This is a genomic window from Stutzerimonas stutzeri, from assembly GCF_018138085.1.
GTDB lineage: Bacteria > Pseudomonadota > Gammaproteobacteria > Pseudomonadales > Pseudomonadaceae > Stutzerimonas > Stutzerimonas stutzeri_AI.
Genome location: NZ_CP073105.1, coordinates 2,473,968 through 2,491,716, shown reverse-complemented (window position 1 = coordinate 2,491,716; position 17,749 = coordinate 2,473,968). Strand labels below are relative to the sequence as shown.

Below are 17,749 nucleotides of genomic sequence, written 5' to 3'. Positions count from 1 at the left end.
AGGTATGCTCGTCGCGTCAATATATGAATTGGCGTATGTAAATGTTTGATCGCTCGCTTGGCAACCGGTCCGGATAGCCAGCCAACGTACCAGCGAAGTGGTCTTAGGCGCGCCAACGGCCGTTCAAGCGCCACAGCGGCTGCATCGACGTCGGACGCCGCTTGGTTGTGTGCGCCGGCTACGAAGCTGCGTCGACAATGCGCTGTCGCCCCGTCGATGCTAGTTGATCGTTAGGTCAGGCTTGTATGCTTGCGTTTACCCCGCCGACGTCGCCAACAAGTGCCGCATGCTGTCATCTGGCCACGTAGCGATGTATGGTCTGGGTAAGCCGGTCAGTTTTTGTTAGAGTTCGCCGCTGATGAAGCGAGCAGCCAGCCAGCTTTGAATTTGCAATAAAGAGGTGTCTGCTTGATTAGGGTGCTAGTGGTCGATGACCACGATCTGGTACGCACAGGCATTTCCCGAATGCTCGCCGATATCGATGGCCTACAGGTTATCGGTCAGGCGGAATCCGGCGAGGCCGCGATCAAGAAGTCGCGCGAGCTCAAGCCGGACGTCGTACTGATGGATGTCAAGATGCCGGGTATCGGTGGTCTCGAAGCCACCCGCAAGCTCCTACGCAGCCACCCGGACATCAAGGTCATTGCGGTCACCGTCTGCGAGGAAGATCCTTTCCCGACTCGCCTGTTGCAGGCGGGTGCGGCTGGTTATCTGACGAAGGGCGCGGCGCTCGACGAGATGGTCCAGGCGATTCGCATGGTGTTCGCCGGACAGCGCTACATCAGCCCGCAGATCGCCCAGCAGCTCGCGTTGAAATCGTTCCAGCCCAAGGTTAACGGGTCCCCCTTCGACCTGCTGTCAGAACGGGAAATCCAGATCGCGCTGATGATCGCCAATTGTCAGAAGGTTCAGGCCATCTCCGACAAGCTTTGTCTGTCGCCGAAAACCGTCAATACCTATCGCTACCGCATCTACGAAAAGCTTGCGATCACCAGCGACGTCGAACTGGCTTTGCTAGCGGTTCGCCACGGCATGGTCGATACCATCAATTGATGAGCGGTTTCGATTCTTCCGCCTTCCTGGCTTCCTGCAGCGGGCGTCCTGGCGTTTACCGGATGTTCGACGCCGAAGCCAAGCTGCTTTATGTAGGAAAGGCGAAAAACCTCAAGAAGCGGTTGGCGAGTTACTTTCGCAAGACCGGACAAGCGCCGAAAACCGCAGCGCTGGTGGCGAAGATCGCGCAGGTCGAAACCACCATCACGGCCAACGAAACCGAAGCACTGTTGCTCGAACAGACGCTGATCAAGCAGTGGCGCCCGCCCTATAACATCCTGCTGCGTGACGATAAGTCCTATCCCTACGTGTTTCTCTCGAGCGGCGACTTTCCGCGGCTCAGCATTCACCGAGGCGCAAAAAAAGAGCCGGGGCGCTATTTCGGTCCGTATCCGAGCGCAGGGGCCATTCGCGAGAGCCTGAGCCTGTTGCAGAAGGCGTTCTTCGTGCGCCAGTGCGAAGACAGCTACTACCGCAATCGCACCCGGCCCTGCCTGCAATACCAAATCAAGCGCTGCAAGGCGCCATGCGTGAACTTGGTCGATCCCGAGGAATACGCCGAGGACGTCCGGCACTCGGTGATGTTTCTCGAAGGTCGTAGCAACGCCTTGGCCGAAGAGCTGTCGCGCAACATGGAGAAGGCCGCCATGGCGCTCGATTTCGAGCGCGCCGCCGAGATTCGCGACCAGATCGGCATCTTGCGCCGGGTGCAGGACCAGCAAAGCATGGAGGGTGGTAGCGGCAACGTCGACATCGTCGCCGCCGTGGTCAGCCCAGGCGGTGCTTGTGTGCACCTGATAAGCGTGCGTGCCGGGCGAGTGCTCGGTTCCAAGAACTTCTTCCCGCAGGTCGCCATCGAGGAGAGCGTAAGTGATGTGCTGCAGGCGTTCCTGGAACAGTACTACCTCAGTTCGATGGAGCGCGATCTGCCGTCTGAGCTGATCGTCAATACCGTTCACGAGGACTTCGAAACGCTGATCAGCGCGGTTGCCGAGCTGCGCGAGGTCGAACTGACCATCAGCCATCGCGTCCGGGGCACGCGCGCACGCTGGCAGCAACTGGCCCTGACCAACGCCGAGCAGGCTTTGGGCGCACGCCTGGCGAACCGTCAGCACCTCGCCGCACGTTTCCAGTCGCTTGCCGAGGCGCTGGATCTGGATGAGCTGCCGACCCGGCTCGAGTGCTTCGACATCAGCCACTCCAGTGGCGAGGCAACGGTTGCCTCCTGCGTCGTCTTCGGTCCGGAAGGGCCGCTGAAGTCCGATTATCGTCGCTACAACATCGAAGGCGTGACGGCGGGCGACGACTATGCCGCGATGCATCAGGCGCTGTCTCGTCGTTTCAAGAAGGCCGCCGAAGGGGAGGGCAAGCTGCCGGACATCCTGTTGGTGGACGGCGGCAAGGGGCAGCTCAACATGGCCCGTGAGGTTCTCCAGGAACTCGCCGTGCCGGAGTTGATCCTGCTCGGCGTGGCCAAGGGCGTGACCCGCAAGCCCGGTCTGGAAACGCTCTATCTCAATGACGCGGCCCATGAATTCACGCTGCCGGGGGACTCTCCGGCGCTGCACCTGATCCAGCAGGTGCGCGACGAGGCTCACCGTTTTGCCATCACCGGTCACCGGGCGCGCCGCGGCAAGGCGCGGATGACCTCGACACTGGAAGGCGTACCGGGCATAGGACCGAAACGCCGTCGCGAACTGCTCAAACACTTCGGTGGTCTTCAGGAACTCTGTCGCGCCAGTCTCGATGAGATCGCCAAGGCGCCAGGCATCAGCAAAAAGCTGGCCGAATCGATTTATGCCGCTTTGCACAGTGAGTAGAATCACCTCCTAAATTCGCGGATCAGTGGTATCGATGAACATTCCAAACATTCTCACCGTGCTACGCGTACTGCTGATACCGATCATCATCCTGTTGTTCTATCTCCCCTTTCAGTGGAGCTACCTGGCCGCTAGCGCGGTGTTCGCCATCGCGGCGGCCACCGATTGGCTGGACGGCTACCTGGCTCGCAGGCTTCAGCAGAGCACGCCGTTCGGCGCCTTCCTGGATCCGGTCGCCGACAAATTGATGGTGGCGGTGGCGCTGGTACTGCTGGTCGAGGAACACTCCAATCTCTGGCTGACGCTGCCGGCTGCCATCATCATCGGTCGCGAGATCGTGGTGTCGGCTCTGCGCGAGTGGATGGCGGAACTGGGCGCGCGTGCTCACGTGGCGGTGTCCAACCTGGGCAAGTGGAAAACGGCTGCGCAGATGGTGGCGTTGATTATTTTGCTGGCCAACCCGCCCTTGGCGACGGTATGGGTGGGGCTTGGCTATGCATTGCTGATCATCGCCGCGGCGTTGACGCTATGGTCGATGGTCCATTACCTGATGGCTGCCTGGCCTCACCTCAGTCCATCCGAAAAGAAATAAAAAACTTTTTTAATCAAGGGCTTGACGGGCGCTGCTGAAACTATAAAATGGCGCCCGTCACCAAGACGATGCGGGAATAGCTCAGTTGGTAGAGCACGACCTTGCCAAGGTCGGGGTCGCGAGTTCGAGTCTCGTTTCCCGCTCCAGTTTGTTGACGATGACGCCGCAGTATGCGGCGTTATCGTTTTGAGGCCGGTTGGCAGAGTGGTTATGCAGCGGATTGCAAATCCGTGTACGCCGGTTCGATTCCGACATCGGCCTCCATTAGTAAAGAAACCGCAAGCGCAAGCTTGCGGTTTTTTTATGTGCTCGATTTGGCCTGGCGGTGCTCTGCCAGCGCTCTGATGCGGCCGTCTCTGGCAACGACATCTCTTTCGAGGCACCTACACCAACGGAACTGCAGCCGTGTGCTCAGGCCTCATATCTTATGAGCCGAGTGAGGAGAGCTGCATGTCTGACGCGATGAGTTATTTCGCAATCGCCGTGGCCGTTATGGTGATTGCCCTGGACCTACTTGCCATCATCAACGTCTTCAAAAGCGATCGAACGGTAGGAGCCAAGGCGCTCTGGGCCATTGGCATCGCATTGTTTCCCGTTCTCGGTCTGGTGTTCTGGTTGATCGTCGGCATGCGTCGCCGGCATTGATGTCCGAGCCAGCTGCTGCGCACTGCGTTTGAAGGGTCTTTGATTGCCTTCCTGCGCGCCGCGCGAAACCTCTTACATCTTCGAGTCGTTCGGGTTGCACCTCGACGGGTGGCTGGTTATAGTCCTGCGCCGCAATCGAGCAAAGCTGAAAATCCAGCAGTGACAAGGGGTTGCAAGTAGCCAAGACGTAATTTAATGGTTAGCCTTGGCGAGCTAGCGGCTAGGTAGGCGCCAGCTGGTAGCGTTGGAGTTTTTTGCGCACTACGCCCGAGTGGTGAAATCGGTAGACACAAGGGACTTAAACAATTTGAGCCCTCTAGGGGAAACCTCAGAGGTGAAGCCCGTCAAATTCGGCGAAAGCCCTGGATGCTCTTGTATCCGAGCCAACGCCGAGCCAAGCCCGGCCTATATGGTTGGGAAGGTGTAGAGAGCAGACGGCGGGCACCTACGGCCGCAGGGCTATGGTGAAGGCGTGCTCCAGACCACGAACAGCGCATGTGCGTTGGCGGCGAAAGTCGAAGTGGTAAGAAAATCCCTCGACTTCGCGGTCGTGCCGGTTCGATTCCGGCCTCGGGCACCAATCCAGGAGCCGTCCTTGCGTTTGCAAGGGCGGCTTTTTTATTTCGGCCTGCGAGGCCTAACCTAATCGGGCCGGCCGCGCTCAAACGCCCAGGAAGGCGGAGTGAGCCGACCGAGCATGCGAAGCGTCTTCGCGGCGTGGGTGATGCTGCCCATTCGGGCCACCATGTGAAACTGAGTTCGGCAGACAGCATTTCGGTACAGGCTCGGAGGCAGGATGCCGATCCGGTCGGTGTGCTCATCAGAACCGCAGATAGTTGCACCGGTGACTGGTGAAGCCAAGACGGTGTCGCCATCTTGGTGGTAATCGAGCCGGTGGTTATTGGCGAGCGATGTGCCGTGAACGGTTGCTTGATCGCGTTTTCCTCTGGCGAGGCTGCTCCGAAAGGCTGCATGGGATAGTCTTGCGCCACGAATAACCATGAAGCGGTGAGCTGAACGATGGGTTTTGAGCAACTAGCTGAGCTACGCGACCGCCTGCGGGCCGAAAAACAGCAGGTAAGGACGGAAAGTACTAAGCAGCGCAAGCGGGAACCAGCCTTGCAAACGAAGCCTCGTGAGCAGGATCCAGCGGTGGAGGCAATATGGCGATTGCAGAAGCACTTTCCATTGGCCTTCCCCGTCAACCCAGCCCCCAAGGTCCCGCTTAAGGAGGGCATCCTCAAAGATGCCGAGCAACACCTGGAGCTGCTCGGAATATCCAGCGAACAGCTTAAGCTGGGCATCGCGACCTGGTGCAAAGGAAGCCGCTACTGGGCAAGCATGGTGGAGAATGCTCCGCGTCTGGACTTGAGCGGCCAGGCGGTTGGCTCGGTGACGGCCGCCCAAGCGCTACATGCCAGGCAGCAGGCTAAGCGGCAGCGCGGACAAGCACGACGCACTCAATCAAAGCCGAAACAGCGTATCCCCGCAGCCGATAGCACTGCGGAAAAGACCGCTGATTAAAAACCCGTAACGCACGGCACCGAGACGTCGAAGCAGCCCAGCTACTGGCGGCATTTAAGCGGAATGCTCAGGCGACTCGAGGGGACGCTTATGGCCGGTTAGCTCGTTACGAGCGTCAAGGGGGCTAGCTTTCCTCCGCGGTGACCAATGGCAAGCTGTCCGCCTGAACGCACACGCTGCTCGATCCTCTTATCTGTACAGATAACGCAGAGGTGAGTGATGAGCATCGAGCGAGACGACCGGCAACCGCAGAGCGGCCCCCCTACAGGCACTCGTACCGAAAGCGATGACGACGGGGTGGTGATTCCTGGCTCCGCACCGCCCCTAAGCCCAGGACGCATCGATGTGAATCCGGACGATCAGCCGGGCGTCGATGAGTTGCCCGGAAACGAGATGCAGCGTCCGCGGGATCGTAAGAACGGCGTTCCCATCGAGGGCGAAACGCCTGACATCGATGTCGACAACGCCGAAATGGATGATGCGCCTGACCCGCGCTAGCCCTCGCGCGCCATACGCTTGCGATATCTCCCTGCCGCGCCGATTGTACCCATAAGCGTGCGTTTTCCTGGCATTCGGGCCCGCACGGAGAGTCGCATCAGCACTCAAGAACCTCGCAAACAGCGAGCGATACGCCTTCTGCGTCCAGCCATGCCCCAGGCCGGCGTGACGCTCAGCCAGGGCGTTTCGTTCATCTGCATCATGTTCGGACCGACGATGATTAAACTGACCAAGCATTACGGTGTGATCGCTGGCCTGGCTCTTCTGGCCAGCTGTAGCCTTATCGAGCGAGTTCCACCTGCCGACGGCACCGATGAATATGTCTTCGCCTGTACGAAGGTAGCCGGCCAACCCGGTTGCGAAACGCAGGCACAACAGGCGTGCCCGATGGGGTACGAGACGTTGAGCAGCGAAGAGGATTTCGACCGCAAGGAGTTGCGTATTCGCTGCGTGGCGGAGTGACCGAGGGGCGGGCCGAGCGGTTGTCGACTCGGCAACCGCTCGGTAGGGAAAGATTTATTCCCCTTTCATTCCGAGCAACTCCTCGGCTTCTCCCAGCACCTTGAGCGACTGCTCATGATCGCCGGCGTTATGGAGCTTTTCGCCTTCGGCGCGTAACGCTTGCACCCGCGTGAGGATGGCCGGGTCGCTCGGCGGATTCGTTTTCAACTGTTCGTCGATCTTCGCCATGTCCATCGGGCAGTGCATTGCCCAGAGGGGAGTGCTGATGAGGGCGGCGGCGAGGGTAAGCACGAGGCGGCGCATGATGTCGGTCTCCTGGAGGGTGGCTCCGTGAGTATAGGAGCCATCCTTGCTACGTGCGGGTTTCGGACGCAAGGTCTGGCCCTTATGTGCGGAGGTCCGATAGTTATCGTACAACTACTGGGCTATGATACGGACTACTTCGCTTCACAAAGAGATCGATGTGTCCATGGAAAACCAGATCGCTCAGCCACGCGCACGCCGAAAGCACCGCAGCCTTGCCCAGGAGCTGGTGGCGGAGCTGTCCCAGCAAATACGCGATGGCGTCATCAAGCGTGGCGACAAGCTGCCAACCGAGTCGGCCATCATGCAGGCGCAAGGTGTGAGCAGGACGGTCGTGCGTGAAGCCATCTCCCGCTTGCAGGCGTCGGGCCTGGTGGAAACACGCCATGGCATCGGTACGTTCGTGCTCGATACGCCCAGCACCACCGGGCTTCGTATCGACCCGGCGACGATCGGCACCTTGCGTGACGTGTTGGCGATCCTCGAGTTGCGCATCAGCCTCGAGGTCGAATCGGCCGGGTTGGCGGCGATACGTCGGACACCCGAGCAGTTGGCGGCGATGCGTGCCTTTCTGGACTCTCTGCAACAGAGCGCTGCGCTCTCGAGCGAAGCGGCCGTGTCGGACTTCCAGTTTCACCTGCAGATTGCCGAGGCGACTGGCAATCGCTATTTCACTGACATCATGAACCACCTGGGCACGGCGATCATTCCGCGCAGTCGGCTCAATTCCGCACGCCTCGCGCACGATGATCAGCCGCATTACCAGCAGCGTCTCGGCCGTGAGCACGAACAGATCTATGACGCGATCGCTCGCCAGGACGCAGAATCCGCCCGCGCCGCGATGCGCCTGCATCTGACCAACAGCCGCGAGCGGTTGCGCCAGGCGCACGAAGAGGCCGAGACCGACAAGATCGACTAAACATTTGCACTGCCCCAGACGCCACATCGTGGCGAAGGCAGGAGGAGGGGGTTGACCTGGATCCAGCGCCCCTGAACATCGAAAGAGCCGCTGTGCCGATCCAAACAATGGCTGCTATTCGTAGCAGCCCCGTTGGCCGAAACAAGGCTGGTAACGCGTTGAGCCCGCTATCTCAGCGGGCTTGACGGCAGGTTGCTCGCTTTCCCGTTTTCATTGCTTGCGGTAGGCCAACAGAACGATCCCGCCAACCACGATCAGGCCGCCCAGCACCTGCCCGGGCCCGAGCAACTGGCCGAGTATTAGCCAGCCCAGAAGCATGCCAGCGACCGGTTCCATGTTCATCACAGGCGCATTGCGCGCGATGTTCAGGCGCGGCATGCAGATGAACAGCGTCGAGAACGCCGCTCCATAGAGCAACACCAGACACCCCAGAGCGATCCAGCCGGCGCTCGCGCTGGGCAGGCTCAGACCGCCCGGTATCAGGTCGCTGGCGCCGAGCAGTGCGGACGCACCGAACACGACGATCAGCGTCAGCATGCTGCGCACCGAACCGGCCATCTTCGATAGCTTGTGCTCGGTGACCCACAGCGCGACCGCGAATACCGCGGCGGCAGTCAGGCTGAACAAGATGCCGGCGATCCATTGTCCGTCCGGCGCCTCGCTGCTGATCAGGCGCGCCGGGACGTCGAGTACCAACACCAGGCCGAACAGGATCATGCCCATGATCGCAAGCGCCTGGCGGCTCGGACGCGGACCGCCTAGCAGCCATGTCAACAGCGCCAGCATGATGGGCGAAAGATTCACCACCAACAGGGCCAGCGCGACGGGGATGCGCGCCACGGCCGAGTAGATGCAGAAGCTCTGAATGGAGATCAGCAGGCCGAGCAGAAGCTGCCAGCGCCAGGTAGCGCCGCTCAGGCGCAGCGATTCGCGCCGCCATAGAACCAATCCGGCCAATACCAACAGGGTGACGCCAGCGCGGCAGAGCATTGCCAGCAGCAGGCCGGTGTCATGGTCGAAAGCGATCCGGGCAGCAATGTGGTTGCCGGCGAACGAACAGGCCAGTGTGGCCAGAATCAGTACGGCGATATGACGTGGAAAGGGTGTAGCAGCTTGCATGGGGTCAGTCCTGTCCTGGCAGAATCCATTCCGTTCGGCTGTGCGCTTGCGTTGGCGCAAGCGGTTTCATGTCGATGGATGGCGAATTGTTCATAACCTTACAAAGCAAAACGCCGCCCGGTTGGGCGGCGTCCTCGTTCGGGCGCTGAGGACTGTCAGAGCACCACGCTCGGCAACCAGAGGGAGATCGCGGGAATGTAGGTGACTGCGAGAAGTACCATGAACAGCGCGACGTAGAAGGGAAACAGCGCCTTCACCGTATTTTCGATGGTCACTTTGCCAATCGCCGCACCGACGAAGAGTACCGCACCGACCGGAGGAGTGATCAGCCCGATACCGAGGTTGACCAGCATGATCATGCCGAAGTGCACCGGATCGACGCCGATACCCGTGATGACCGGCATCAGGATCGGGGTGAGGATCAGAATCAGCGGTGCCATGTCCATCAGCGTGCCCAGTACCAGCAGCATCAGGTTGATGCACATCAGGATCACGTAGCGGTTGTCCGACAGGGTCAGGAACAGCGTGGTGATTTTCGATGGAATCTGCATCAGCGTCATGATGTAGCCGAAGCTCGCGGCGAAGGCGATCAGGATCATCACTACCGACAAGGTACGCACCGTGCGGTGCAGCAGTTTCGGCAGCTCGTGCCATTTGTAGTCACGGTAGATGAACATGGTCACGAAGAATGCCCAGACCACGGCGATCGACGCGGATTCGGTCGCGGTGAAGACGCCGGAAAGGATGCCGCCGAGGATGATGACCATGGTCATCAGGCCCCAGAGCGCTTCGGCGCAGATCTTCAACGCCTGGCGCAGCGGAATGATCTCACCCTTGGGGTAGTTGCGCGCCCGTGCGAACAGCAGGCACATGGTCATCATCACCGCGCTCAGCAGCAGGCCCGGGCCGATGCCGGCGATGAACAGCGAGGAGATCGATACCGTTCCGCCTGCGGCCAGCGAGTAGAGCACCGAGTTGTGGCTCGGCGGGGTGAGCAGGGCCTGCACCGAGCCGCTGACCGTTACGGCCGTGGAAAACTCGCGCGGGTAACCCTTCTTTTCCATCTCCGGGATCAGTACCGAGCCCACCGAGGCGGTGTCGGCGAGCGACGAGCCCGAAATGGCGCCGAAGAAGGTCGAAGCCATGATGTTGACCAGCGACAGCCCACCGCGAACGAATCCGACCAGAACCCCCGCGAACGCCACCAGCCGACGGGACATGCCGCCTTCGGCCATGATCGCGCCCGCCAGGACGAAGAAGGGGATGGCCAGCAGAGAGAACTTGTTGACGCCGCCGGCGACCTGAATCATCACCGCATCGAACGGAATGTCGATCCACCAGGCGCCAATCAGCGCGGACAAGCCCAGCGCGTAGGCCACCGGCATACGCAGCAGAAAGAGGATGGCAAAGCTGCCGAGCAGAATCAGTGCGTCCATTACACGGCCTCCTTGCTGCTTTCGACGTATTCATAGTCGACTGCCCGGCGCTTGCTCTGGTCGCCGAAAAACAGGCGTTCGAGCACGAACAGCAGGGTGATCGCGCCGCCGATCGGGATCGGCGAGTAGGTAATACCGACGCGCAAGGTCGGCAGGGTGCTCATGAACTGGTTCCAGGTGGCAACGCACAACTTGATGCCCCAGATGGTCATGAACAGACAGATGATGCCCATCAGGATCTGTACCAGTAGTTCGACGTGGCGGTGCAGAAACTGCGGGAGGCGATCAGTGAACATGCTCACCGCCATGTGCGCGCCGGCCCGATAACTGGCGGCAGCGCCGAGAAAGGTGAAGATCACCATCAGCAGAATGGCTACAGGTTCGGGCCAGCCGGCCCCGGAACCCAGCACGTAGCGCGCGAAGATCCCCCAGGGGATGATCATGGACATGACCACGATGGCCATGCCCGCGACCCATACGCAGGTCTTGTAGATCGCGTCGTTGACGCGCAGCAGCGTGTTTTTCATCAGGCTCACCACAAGCGCGGCGGCGGTGCAGGCCGGCCGCCGCGAGGTTTTCAAAGAGAACGAATCACTGGACCGCTTCGATACGCTTGATCAGGTCGGCGTAGGGCGCGCCGTACTTCTCGCGAATCGGAGCGGTGGCGTCGAAGAAGGGCTTCTTGTCCACCTCGATGAACTCGACGCCTGCTTCCTTGAGCTTGGCTTCGCTGCTGGCGGTTTTTTCATCCCACAGCTTGCGCTCTTCGAGCTGCGCCTCCTTGGCGTACTTCTTGACGATTTCCTGTTGCTCGGGCGTGAGCTTGTTCCAGGTAGCCTTGGAGATCACGATCGGCTCCGGAAGAATCAGGTGGCCGGTCAGGGTGTAGTACTTGGCGCTACGGAAGTGGTTGTGCTCGAGCATGGTCGGAGGGTTGTTCTCCGCGCCATCGACCACGCCGGTCTGTAGCGCGCTGAAAATCTCGCCGGTGTCCATGGCGATGCCGCTGGCACCCAGTGCATTGAAGGTCTCGATGAACATCGGGTTACCGATCACGCGGATCTTCATGCCCTTAAGGTCTTCGAGGCTGCGTACCGGCTTCTTGGTGTAGAGGTTGCGCACGCCGCCGTCCATCCACGCCAGACCCACCATGTTGAATTCGGAGTTGGTGATCTTGTCGAGGATCTCCTGGCCGATCTCGCCATCGATGACCTTGCGCATGTGTTCGTGGTCGCGGAAGACGAAGGGCATGTTGAACACGTTTACGTCCGGAACCACCGGGCCGAGCGTGCCGAGGCTGACGCGGGTCATCTGCACGGCACCGATCTGCACCTGCTCGACGACTTCCTTTTCCGACCCCAGAACACCGCCGGAGAACATGCGGAACTTGAGCTCGCCGTCGGTGGCCTTTTCGATGTTCTCGCCCATGTGCTCCTGAGCGACCACGGTCGGGTAACCGGCGGGATGGATTTCGGCGATCTTCAGCGTCATGGCTGCGTGGGCAGTGCTGGACAAGCAGAAGGCTAGGGGAAGTGTAGCGATGAGCAACTTGCGTTTGAAGTTCATGTGAATCTCCATCTTGTTGTTGTTTGTGAGCAGCGTTGGAACTTCAAGGCCGGGCATTGCGAGCCGGTCCTTGTGTGGGTGGATCATTGACGAAATGGGGTTTCCTCCAGTCCGGAGACGCCGGGTTGCAGGGCGAAGACGCCGCCCGCCAACGGCTGATCGGAGAGATCGCCGCCTGGACGAATGGAGGTGACGAACAGCGTGTCGAGGCCGGCGCCGCCAAAGGCGCACATCGCGGGTTTCTTCACAGGGACCGGCAATGAACGGTCAAGGCGGCCGTCCGGCGTGAAGCGATGGATCAGCCCGGCGTCGTTGCCGCAGATCCAGTAGCAGCCGTCGACGTCTACCGCCGCGCCATCCGGGCGGCCGGGGTGCTGCTTCATGTCGACGAAAACCCGGCGATTGCTCGGGGTGCCGCTGTCGATGTCGTAATCGAAGGCCCAGATGCATTGCACGTTGGGGTGGGAGTCGGAGAGATACATCGTCCGGCCGTCCGGGCTGAAGCCCAGCCCGTTAGGCACGACAAAGTCATTCAATTGCGCACCGAGCGATTCGTCTCCGGCTGAACCGTCGAACCGGTACAACGCGCCTGCCGGAATGCCGGCAGCCATGTCCATGACCATGGTGCCAGCCCAAAAGCGGCCCTGACGGTCGCAGCGACCATCATTGAAGCGCATGCCGGCATGCGCATGCGATACGTCGGTGAGGCGGGTCGCGGCAAAGGTGCCGTCATCCTGCGGCGTTATGTCGAAGAGGCCATCTTCCATGCCGGCGATCCAGCGATTCGCATCGCCCTGGCGGCGTGCGATGCAGGCGATCATCTGCTCGCCCGTCCAGCGGGTGACCGACGCGTCCGCGGCTTTCCAGCGCAGCAATTGGCGATTAGGGATGTCGACCCAGTAGAGCGCCTGCTCGGAGGCGACCCATACCGGGCTTTCTCCGGTCGCGTTCCGGACGTCGACGATCAGTTCTGCTTGGTGTGCCATGGCGATTCTCTTGTTGTTTTTCGCAGCGTGGCGTGTGGTTCAGTCTTCGAACGGCCCGGCCTCGCAGAACGCGCCACCCTGGTAGATCAAGGCGGGATCGTTGGGCTCGTAGGGCGGCTGCTGTTCGATTTTTTCGCGAAACACTTCGGAGCTGTCTTGGGGGACGAAGCCAAGGTTGGCTGCCATGTGGTTGTCCCACCAGACATCGCGGTTGGCCGAGACGCCATAGACCACCGTGTGCCCCACATTGGCGGCGTACAGCGAGCGTTCGATCAGGTGGGTCAGGTCGCGGTAGCTGAGGTAGGTGGCCATCATCCGGCGGTTGAGCGGCTCGGGGAAGGAGGAGCCGATGCGGATGCTGACGGTTTCGATGCCGTAGCGATCGAAGTAGAAGCTGGCCATGTCTTCGCCATAGGACTTGGACAGCCCGTAATAGCTGTCAGGGCGACGGGCTACGCTGGCGTCGATCTTCTCGGTCTGCTTGTAGAATCCGATCACGTGGTTGGAGCTGGCGAAGATCACACGCTTGATGCCATGACGGCGGGCCGCTTCGTAGATGTGAAAGACGCCCTTGATGTTGGCTTCGAGAATCTCTTCGAAGGGGCGCTCGACCGAGACGCCACCGAAATGCGCTATAGCATCGACGCCTTCGCACAATGCCTGCACGGCGGCTTTGTCGGCCAGGTTGCACTGGACCACTTCTTCGTGGGGACCGGCTGGCGGCTCGATGGGGGCGATGTCGGAGAGGCGAATGATGTTGGCGTAGGGGCGAAGCGTTTCGCGTAACACCTTGCCCAATCCTCCTGCCGCGCCTGTCAGCAGGAGGCGATTGATGGGTGTGGGAACGGTCTTCGTGCTTGTCATTGTGATCTGCCCATAGCTTATTGTTTTTGATGTCATCGGTTGTCGGATGACTTGGGTTGATTATTTCCGCCGACCTTGAAGTTTGTCAACCGCAAACTACGATCTGCTTGGCAATGTCCAGACGGCGTTCCGTGCTGGGCGAAGTCTTGAGCGTTCCCTCTGCAGCTGGCGTATTTACTGAGTTTCACGGGCGTAGTGAGCGTTTTCAGTACGTCACGCTAGCCGTCGCAGCCGCCTAAACACATACCACTAAAGTCGAGTACGGCTCCGGCCTCGGAAATGGACGAGTAGGACGAGTGAAGCGCGCATGGTTGTATGATGACATTCCGCGAAAGGATGCATCCCAAATCTGCACATGCGTGGTTCCAGCGTTGGGGCCTGCACGACGAGAGGGCGGCGTACCGTCATGAACAAAAGACAATCCGACCGCCAGTTGACCGGCGCTCCAACCCTGATCGACGTGGCTAAAGTCGCGGGCGTATCGCCGATCACTGTATCGGGTGCGCTGGGTCGCTCGGAGCTGGTCACCGATGCGAATCGGGCTGCCCATTTTTCGACGGCCTCGTGGCTCCATGTGACGATGCCGTCACCTATGGCGCAGAGCAGGTCGCCGGCCCATCACCAGGAGATTCCATGAACGACAAGCCCGCAATCATCTGTGCCGACGATGACCGTATCGCCTGGCTGCGCCTGCGCTCGGTGACCCTGCCGCTGGCCAACCCGATCAGCGATGCGAAGGTACTCACCGGCCGACAGAAGCCGATGACCGAGATCGCGATCCTGATCGCCGAAATCGAAACCCGTGATGGTCACCACGGGCTGGGTTTCAGCTACTCCAAGCGCGCCGGCGGCGCGGGACAGTTTGCCCATGCCCTGGAGGTGGCGCCCAATCTGATAGGCGAGAACCCCAGCGATATTGCCAAGCTGTGGGACAAGTTGTGCTGGGCGGGCGCTTCGGTGGGCCGCAGCGGCCTGGCGACCCAGGCGATCGGCGCCTTCGACGTGGCGCTGTGGGACCTCAAGGCACGTCGTGCGGGGTTGTCGCTGGCGCGTCTGCTCGGCGCCCAACGCGACTCGGTGCGCTGTTACAACACCTCTGGCGGCTTTCTGCACACGCCGCTGGACCAATTGATGAAGAACACCGATGTGTCGCGAGAGAAGGGCATCGGCGGGATAAAGCTCAAGGTCGGACAGCCGGACTGGGCGTTGGACCTGCACCGGGTCGGCACGGTGCGCCAGCACCTGGGCGAGGCGTTCCCGCTGATGGTCGATGCCAACCAGCAATGGGATCGGCCGACCGCTCGCCGCATGTGCCGGCGCCTGGAGCCCTTCGACCTGATATGGATCGAGGAGCCACTGGACTGCTACGACGCCGAGGGACACGCCGAATTGGCGCGTCTGTTCGATACGCCAATCGCGACGGGCGAGATGCTCACCAGCCCGGCCGAACACTGGGAGTTCATTCGTCAGCGTGCTGCCGACTTCCTGATGCCGGACGCTCCACGCGTTGGCGGCATCACGCCCTATCTGCGGATACAGGCCCTGGCCGAGCAGGCCGGCATGACACTGGCGCCACACTTCGCCATGGAGCTGCACGTGCACCTGGCGGCGACTCATACCCGTGAGCCATGGGTCGAGCATTTCGAATGGTTGGAACCCTTGTTCGAGGAGCGGCTGGAGATACGCGATGGGCGAATGCTGGTGCCGAACCGGCCCGGTCTGGGCCTGAGTTTGAGCGAGCAGGTGGCCGGTTGGACGGTGCAGCAGGCCGAGGTGGGTCAGCGTCCCTGAGTGGTTTCGCTGACCGCCTGGCGCACCGCTTCACGAAGCGCGGCGACGGCCGGGTTGTCGTTGTCGTCGCGCCAGACCAGATGCAGTTCGCTGTATACGCCTGATGGCAGCTCGAGCGTCCGCCAACGCACCCGTTCGAAGCTCACCGCAGTGGCGCTGCGCGGCACCAGTGCCAGGCCCATGCCGACGTTGACCAGTGAAAGGATGGTCAAGGTGGTGCCGAGCGACTGCACATAGTCCGGTTGCACGCCGCTGGAGCGAAACATGCCGGTGAGCAGTTCGTTGAACGGCTGCCAAGCGGCGTGCGAATACATGATGAACGGCTGGCCGTGCAATGCCGTCAGCTCGAGCGGTTCAAGCCGCGCCAATGGATGCTCGTCGTGTACGGCCAACACGAAGGGCTCGCACACGAGGCGCTCGCTGACCAGGCCCGGCTGATTCAGGGGAGCACGGACGATGGCCAGGTCGATGCGCCGTGTAAGCAGGGCCTGAAGCTGCTCGAACGTGCTCATTTCCTGGAGCGCGATCTGCACACCGGGACGGTCGCGCCTGGCCTGGGCCACCACCCGCGGCAGGAAGTCGTACACCGCGCTGGCAACGAAACCGATGCTCACGGTCCCACTTTCGCCCAGCGCGATCAGGCGAGCAGTCCGTGCTGCCCGATGGGCCTGATCGAGCAGCGCCTGAGCTTCGACGAAGAAGGCACGACCCGCGGCGGTCAAGGCCACCGTGCGGGTGCTGCGAGTGAACAAGACGACGCCCAGTTGATGTTCCAGCAACTGGATCTGCCGGCTCAGCGGTGGCTGGGTCATGTGCAGGCGCTCGGCGGCGCGACGAAAATTCAACTCCGTAGCCAGAGCGGTGAAGCATCGCAGTTGCGCCAGGTCGAACATTGATCCAGTTCCGGTATCAATCAAGTGGCTGATTAGATTAGCCCTGCATCAATCGCAACGTCCATCATGCCTTCCATAACTACCCCGACCATGAAGGCGGACATGAAACCCTATAGTCCCGATCGCATCACCTGGATCCGCCTGCGTTCGGTGGAGCTGCCGCTGGCGCAGGCGGTCAGCGATGCCAAAGTGGCAACCGGTCGGCAGGCCGCATTGGCCGCGGTCAGTCTGTTGTTTGCCGAAATCGAAACCGCACAGGGGCACGCTGGCCTGGGCTTCAGCTACAGCTTGCGCACCGGTGGGCCGGCGCAGTATGCCCACGCCCAGGAACTCGCACCCCTGCTAATCGGTGAAGACCCCAACGACATCGCCCGGCTCTGGAGCAAGCTGGCCTGGGCCAGTGCTTCGGTAGGGCGGGGCGGCGTCGCGGCTCAGGCCATTGCCGCGTTCGACACCGCCTTGTGGGACCTCAAGGCCCGGCGCGCAGCATTGCCGCTGTCCAAGCTGCTGGGTGCGCAGCGCCATTCGGTGCGCTGCTACAACACCTCGGGTGGCTATCTGCAGGCCTCGATCGAAGAAGTCATCGACAAGGCGACGCAGTCTCGCGAGCGCGGCATTGGTGGCGTGAAGATGAAAGTCGGGCAGCCCGACAGACGCTTGGACCTGCAGCGGGTCGAGGTCATGCGCAAGCATCTGGGCAATGAGGTGCCGCTGATGGTCGATGTCAACCAGCAATGGGATCGCATCACCGCGTTACGCATGGGGCGTATGTTGGAGCAGTACCAGCTGGAATGGATCGAGGAGCCGCTCGATGCGCACGACGTTGCTGGGCACGCCGCGCTGGCCGCGCAACTGGATACCGCCATCGGCACCGGCGAAATGCTGACCAGTGCCGCCGAAGCCTTGGGCTACGTCGATACCGACGCGGTCGATGTGATTATGCACGACGCGCCGCGCATGGGTGGCATCACGCCGTTTCTCAAGGTCGCCCGGGCCGCCGAACAGCGCGACATGATCATGGCGCCGCACTTCGTCATGGAAATCCATCTGCATCTGGCGGCTGCCTACGAGCACTCGACCTGGGTCGAGCATTTCGAATGGCTGGAACCGGCGTTCAACGAGCGGTTGGAAATACGCGACGGCCACATGCTCGTGCCAGACCGGCCAGGCCTGGGCCTGAGTCTGCACGAGCGGGTAGCCGGCTGGACGCTGGCAACGATCGAGCTTGGCAAGCGTGGCTGAACGCAAAACCGCGCCTTGCAGGCCGTGCATGGCGCG

The 17,749-nt window shown here is 61.2% G+C and carries 18 protein-coding genes, 2 tRNA genes and 1 pseudogene; 13 read left to right on the top strand and 8 right to left on the bottom strand.

Features of this window, described 5'->3' with window-relative positions; genetic code table 11:
* Positions 1-408: 408 nt before the first annotated feature.
* From gacA to KCX70_RS11430, 9 genes are all read left to right on the top strand, one after another.
* Positions 409-1,053: a response regulator transcription factor GacA gene (gene gacA / locus KCX70_RS11470; protein WP_021206794.1), complete on the top strand. Its 645-nt coding sequence runs from the start codon at positions 409-411 to the stop codon at positions 1,051-1,053.
* Positions 1,053-2,873 carry an excinuclease ABC subunit UvrC gene (gene uvrC, locus KCX70_RS11465; protein ID WP_392602133.1) on the top strand — a complete coding sequence of 607 codons (1,821 nt, stop codon included), beginning with the start codon at positions 1,053-1,055 and terminating at the stop codon, positions 2,871-2,873. Before gacA ends, uvrC begins: the two co-directional genes overlap by 1 nt.
* A 34-nt stretch (positions 2,874-2,907) precedes the next feature.
* Positions 2,908-3,465 carry a CDP-diacylglycerol--glycerol-3-phosphate 3-phosphatidyltransferase gene (gene pgsA, locus KCX70_RS11460; protein WP_021206792.1) on the top strand — a complete coding sequence of 186 codons (558 nt, stop codon included), beginning with the start codon at positions 2,908-2,910 and terminating at the stop codon, positions 3,463-3,465.
* A 70-nt stretch (positions 3,466-3,535) separates the two neighbouring features.
* Positions 3,536-3,611 (top strand) — tRNA-Gly (locus KCX70_RS11455).
* A gap of 44 nt (positions 3,612-3,655) precedes the next feature.
* Positions 3,656-3,729 (top strand) — tRNA-Cys (locus tag KCX70_RS11450).
* Positions 3,730-3,915: 186 nt separating this feature from the next.
* Complete coding sequence (locus tag KCX70_RS11445) at positions 3,916-4,110, top strand: PLD nuclease N-terminal domain-containing protein (protein WP_021208247.1); 195 nt, start codon at positions 3,916-3,918, stop codon at positions 4,108-4,110.
* Positions 4,111-5,130: 1,020 nt separating this feature from the next.
* Complete coding sequence (locus KCX70_RS11440; protein WP_212620253.1) at positions 5,131-5,634, top strand: ProQ/FinO family protein; 504 nt, start codon at positions 5,131-5,133, stop codon at positions 5,632-5,634.
* A 219-nt stretch (positions 5,635-5,853) separates the two neighbouring features.
* A complete protein-coding gene (locus tag KCX70_RS11435) occupies positions 5,854-6,132 on the top strand; it encodes a hypothetical protein (RefSeq protein WP_243391755.1) in 279 nt (92 codons plus the stop codon).
* A 216-nt stretch (positions 6,133-6,348) separates the two neighbouring features.
* Positions 6,349-6,594: a hypothetical protein gene (locus KCX70_RS11430; protein ID WP_212620252.1), complete on the top strand. Its 246-nt coding sequence runs from the start codon at positions 6,349-6,351 to the stop codon at positions 6,592-6,594.
* A 54-nt stretch (positions 6,595-6,648) separates the two neighbouring features.
* On the opposite strand, the gene KCX70_RS11425 is transcribed toward KCX70_RS11430, so the two are convergent.
* A complete protein-coding gene (locus KCX70_RS11425; protein WP_021208232.1) occupies positions 6,649-6,897 on the bottom strand; it encodes a hypothetical protein in 249 nt (82 codons plus the stop codon).
* A gap of 166 nt (positions 6,898-7,063) precedes the next feature.
* Here KCX70_RS11425 and KCX70_RS11420 point away from each other — a divergent pair, with 166 nt between their 5' ends.
* Positions 7,064-7,816, top strand: coding sequence for a FadR/GntR family transcriptional regulator (locus KCX70_RS11420; protein ID WP_212620330.1), 753 nt, complete (start codon positions 7,064-7,066; stop codon positions 7,814-7,816).
* Positions 7,817-8,026: 210 nt separating this feature from the next.
* Here the strand turns inward: KCX70_RS11420 and KCX70_RS11415 are convergent, their stop codons facing one another.
* The 6 genes from KCX70_RS11415 to KCX70_RS11390 all read right to left on the bottom strand — a co-directional run bounded on the left by KCX70_RS11415 (position 8,027) and on the right by KCX70_RS11390 (position 13,787).
* A complete protein-coding gene (locus tag KCX70_RS11415; RefSeq protein ID WP_212620251.1) occupies positions 8,027-8,935 on the bottom strand; it encodes an EamA family transporter in 909 nt (302 codons plus the stop codon).
* Positions 8,936-9,090: 155 nt separating this feature from the next.
* Positions 9,091-10,371 carry a TRAP transporter large permease gene (locus KCX70_RS11410; protein ID WP_212620250.1) on the bottom strand — a complete coding sequence of 427 codons (1,281 nt, stop codon included), beginning with the start codon at positions 10,369-10,371 and terminating at the stop codon, positions 9,091-9,093.
* A complete protein-coding gene (locus KCX70_RS11405) occupies positions 10,371-10,898 on the bottom strand; it encodes a TRAP transporter small permease (RefSeq protein WP_212620249.1) in 528 nt (175 codons plus the stop codon). Before KCX70_RS11405 ends, KCX70_RS11410 begins: the two co-directional genes overlap by 1 nt.
* A gap of 64 nt (positions 10,899-10,962) precedes the next feature.
* The gene (locus KCX70_RS11400; protein WP_212620248.1) at positions 10,963-11,937 is read right to left on the bottom strand and encodes a TRAP transporter substrate-binding protein; all 975 of its coding nucleotides are present in this window, start codon (positions 11,935-11,937) and stop codon (positions 10,963-10,965) included.
* 83 nt (positions 11,938-12,020) lie between these two features.
* Positions 12,021-12,923, bottom strand: a complete 903-nt coding sequence (locus KCX70_RS11395) for an SMP-30/gluconolactonase/LRE family protein (RefSeq protein ID WP_212620247.1) — start codon at positions 12,921-12,923, stop codon at positions 12,021-12,023.
* 39 nt (positions 12,924-12,962) lie between these two features.
* Positions 12,963-13,787: an NAD-dependent epimerase/dehydratase family protein gene (locus tag KCX70_RS11390; RefSeq protein WP_212620246.1), complete on the bottom strand. Its 825-nt coding sequence runs from the start codon at positions 13,785-13,787 to the stop codon at positions 12,963-12,965.
* Between the two features lie 406 nt (positions 13,788-14,193).
* Here KCX70_RS11390 and KCX70_RS11385 point away from each other — a divergent pair.
* Positions 14,194-14,328: pseudogene (locus KCX70_RS11385) on the top strand (GntR family transcriptional regulator); the annotation flags it as partial.
* A gap of 92 nt (positions 14,329-14,420) precedes the next feature.
* The gene (locus KCX70_RS11380; protein ID WP_212620245.1) at positions 14,421-15,578 is read left to right on the top strand and encodes an L-talarate/galactarate dehydratase; all 1,158 of its coding nucleotides are present in this window, start codon (positions 14,421-14,423) and stop codon (positions 15,576-15,578) included.
* Here the strand turns inward: KCX70_RS11380 and KCX70_RS11375 are convergent.
* Complete coding sequence (locus tag KCX70_RS11375) at positions 15,566-16,471, bottom strand: LysR family transcriptional regulator (protein ID WP_212620244.1); 906 nt, start codon at positions 16,469-16,471, stop codon at positions 15,566-15,568. The two genes, KCX70_RS11380 and KCX70_RS11375, sit on opposite strands and share 13 nt — an antisense overlap.
* A gap of 102 nt (positions 16,472-16,573) precedes the next feature.
* Here KCX70_RS11375 and KCX70_RS11370 point away from each other — a divergent pair, with 102 nt between their 5' ends.
* The gene (locus KCX70_RS11370) at positions 16,574-17,713 is read left to right on the top strand and encodes an L-talarate/galactarate dehydratase (protein ID WP_249121730.1); all 1,140 of its coding nucleotides are present in this window, start codon (positions 16,574-16,576) and stop codon (positions 17,711-17,713) included.
* The last annotated feature ends 36 nt before the right edge of the window (positions 17,714-17,749 follow it).

Excerpts from the sequence above, each read along its gene's own strand:
- KCX70_RS11375 (WP_212620244.1), bottom strand. The coding sequence starts at position 16,471 with ATGTTCGACCTGGCGCAACTGCGATGCTTCACCGCTCTGGCTACGGAG.
- KCX70_RS11435 (WP_243391755.1), top strand. The coding sequence starts at position 5,854 with ATGAGCATCGAGCGAGACGACCGGCAACCGCAGAGCGGCCCCCCTACA.
- KCX70_RS11420 (WP_212620330.1), top strand. The coding sequence starts at position 7,064 with ATGGAAAACCAGATCGCTCAGCCACGCGCACGCCGAAAGCACCGCAGC.
- KCX70_RS11370 (WP_249121730.1), top strand. The coding sequence starts at position 16,574 with ATGAAACCCTATAGTCCCGATCGCATCACCTGGATCCGCCTGCGTTCG.
- KCX70_RS11440 (WP_212620253.1), top strand. The coding sequence starts at position 5,131 with ATGGGTTTTGAGCAACTAGCTGAGCTACGCGACCGCCTGCGGGCCGAA.
- KCX70_RS11380 (WP_212620245.1), top strand. The coding sequence starts at position 14,421 with ATGAACGACAAGCCCGCAATCATCTGTGCCGACGATGACCGTATCGCC.
- KCX70_RS11390 (WP_212620246.1), bottom strand. The coding sequence starts at position 13,787 with ATGACAAGCACGAAGACCGTTCCCACACCCATCAATCGCCTCCTGCTG.
- KCX70_RS11405 (WP_212620249.1), bottom strand. The coding sequence starts at position 10,898 with ATGAAAAACACGCTGCTGCGCGTCAACGACGCGATCTACAAGACCTGC.
- uvrC (WP_392602133.1), top strand. The coding sequence starts at position 1,053 with ATGAGCGGTTTCGATTCTTCCGCCTTCCTGGCTTCCTGCAGCGGGCGT.
- KCX70_RS11410 (WP_212620250.1), bottom strand. The coding sequence starts at position 10,371 with ATGGACGCACTGATTCTGCTCGGCAGCTTTGCCATCCTCTTTCTGCTG.
- KCX70_RS11425 (WP_021208232.1), bottom strand. The coding sequence starts at position 6,897 with ATGCGCCGCCTCGTGCTTACCCTCGCCGCCGCCCTCATCAGCACTCCC.
- KCX70_RS11445 (WP_021208247.1), top strand. The coding sequence starts at position 3,916 with ATGTCTGACGCGATGAGTTATTTCGCAATCGCCGTGGCCGTTATGGTG.
- KCX70_RS11430 (WP_212620252.1), top strand. The coding sequence starts at position 6,349 with ATGATTAAACTGACCAAGCATTACGGTGTGATCGCTGGCCTGGCTCTT.
- KCX70_RS11395 (WP_212620247.1), bottom strand. The coding sequence starts at position 12,923 with ATGGCACACCAAGCAGAACTGATCGTCGACGTCCGGAACGCGACCGGA.
- pgsA (WP_021206792.1), top strand. The coding sequence starts at position 2,908 with ATGAACATTCCAAACATTCTCACCGTGCTACGCGTACTGCTGATACCG.
- KCX70_RS11415 (WP_212620251.1), bottom strand. The coding sequence starts at position 8,935 with ATGCAAGCTGCTACACCCTTTCCACGTCATATCGCCGTACTGATTCTG.
- KCX70_RS11400 (WP_212620248.1), bottom strand. The coding sequence starts at position 11,937 with ATGAACTTCAAACGCAAGTTGCTCATCGCTACACTTCCCCTAGCCTTC.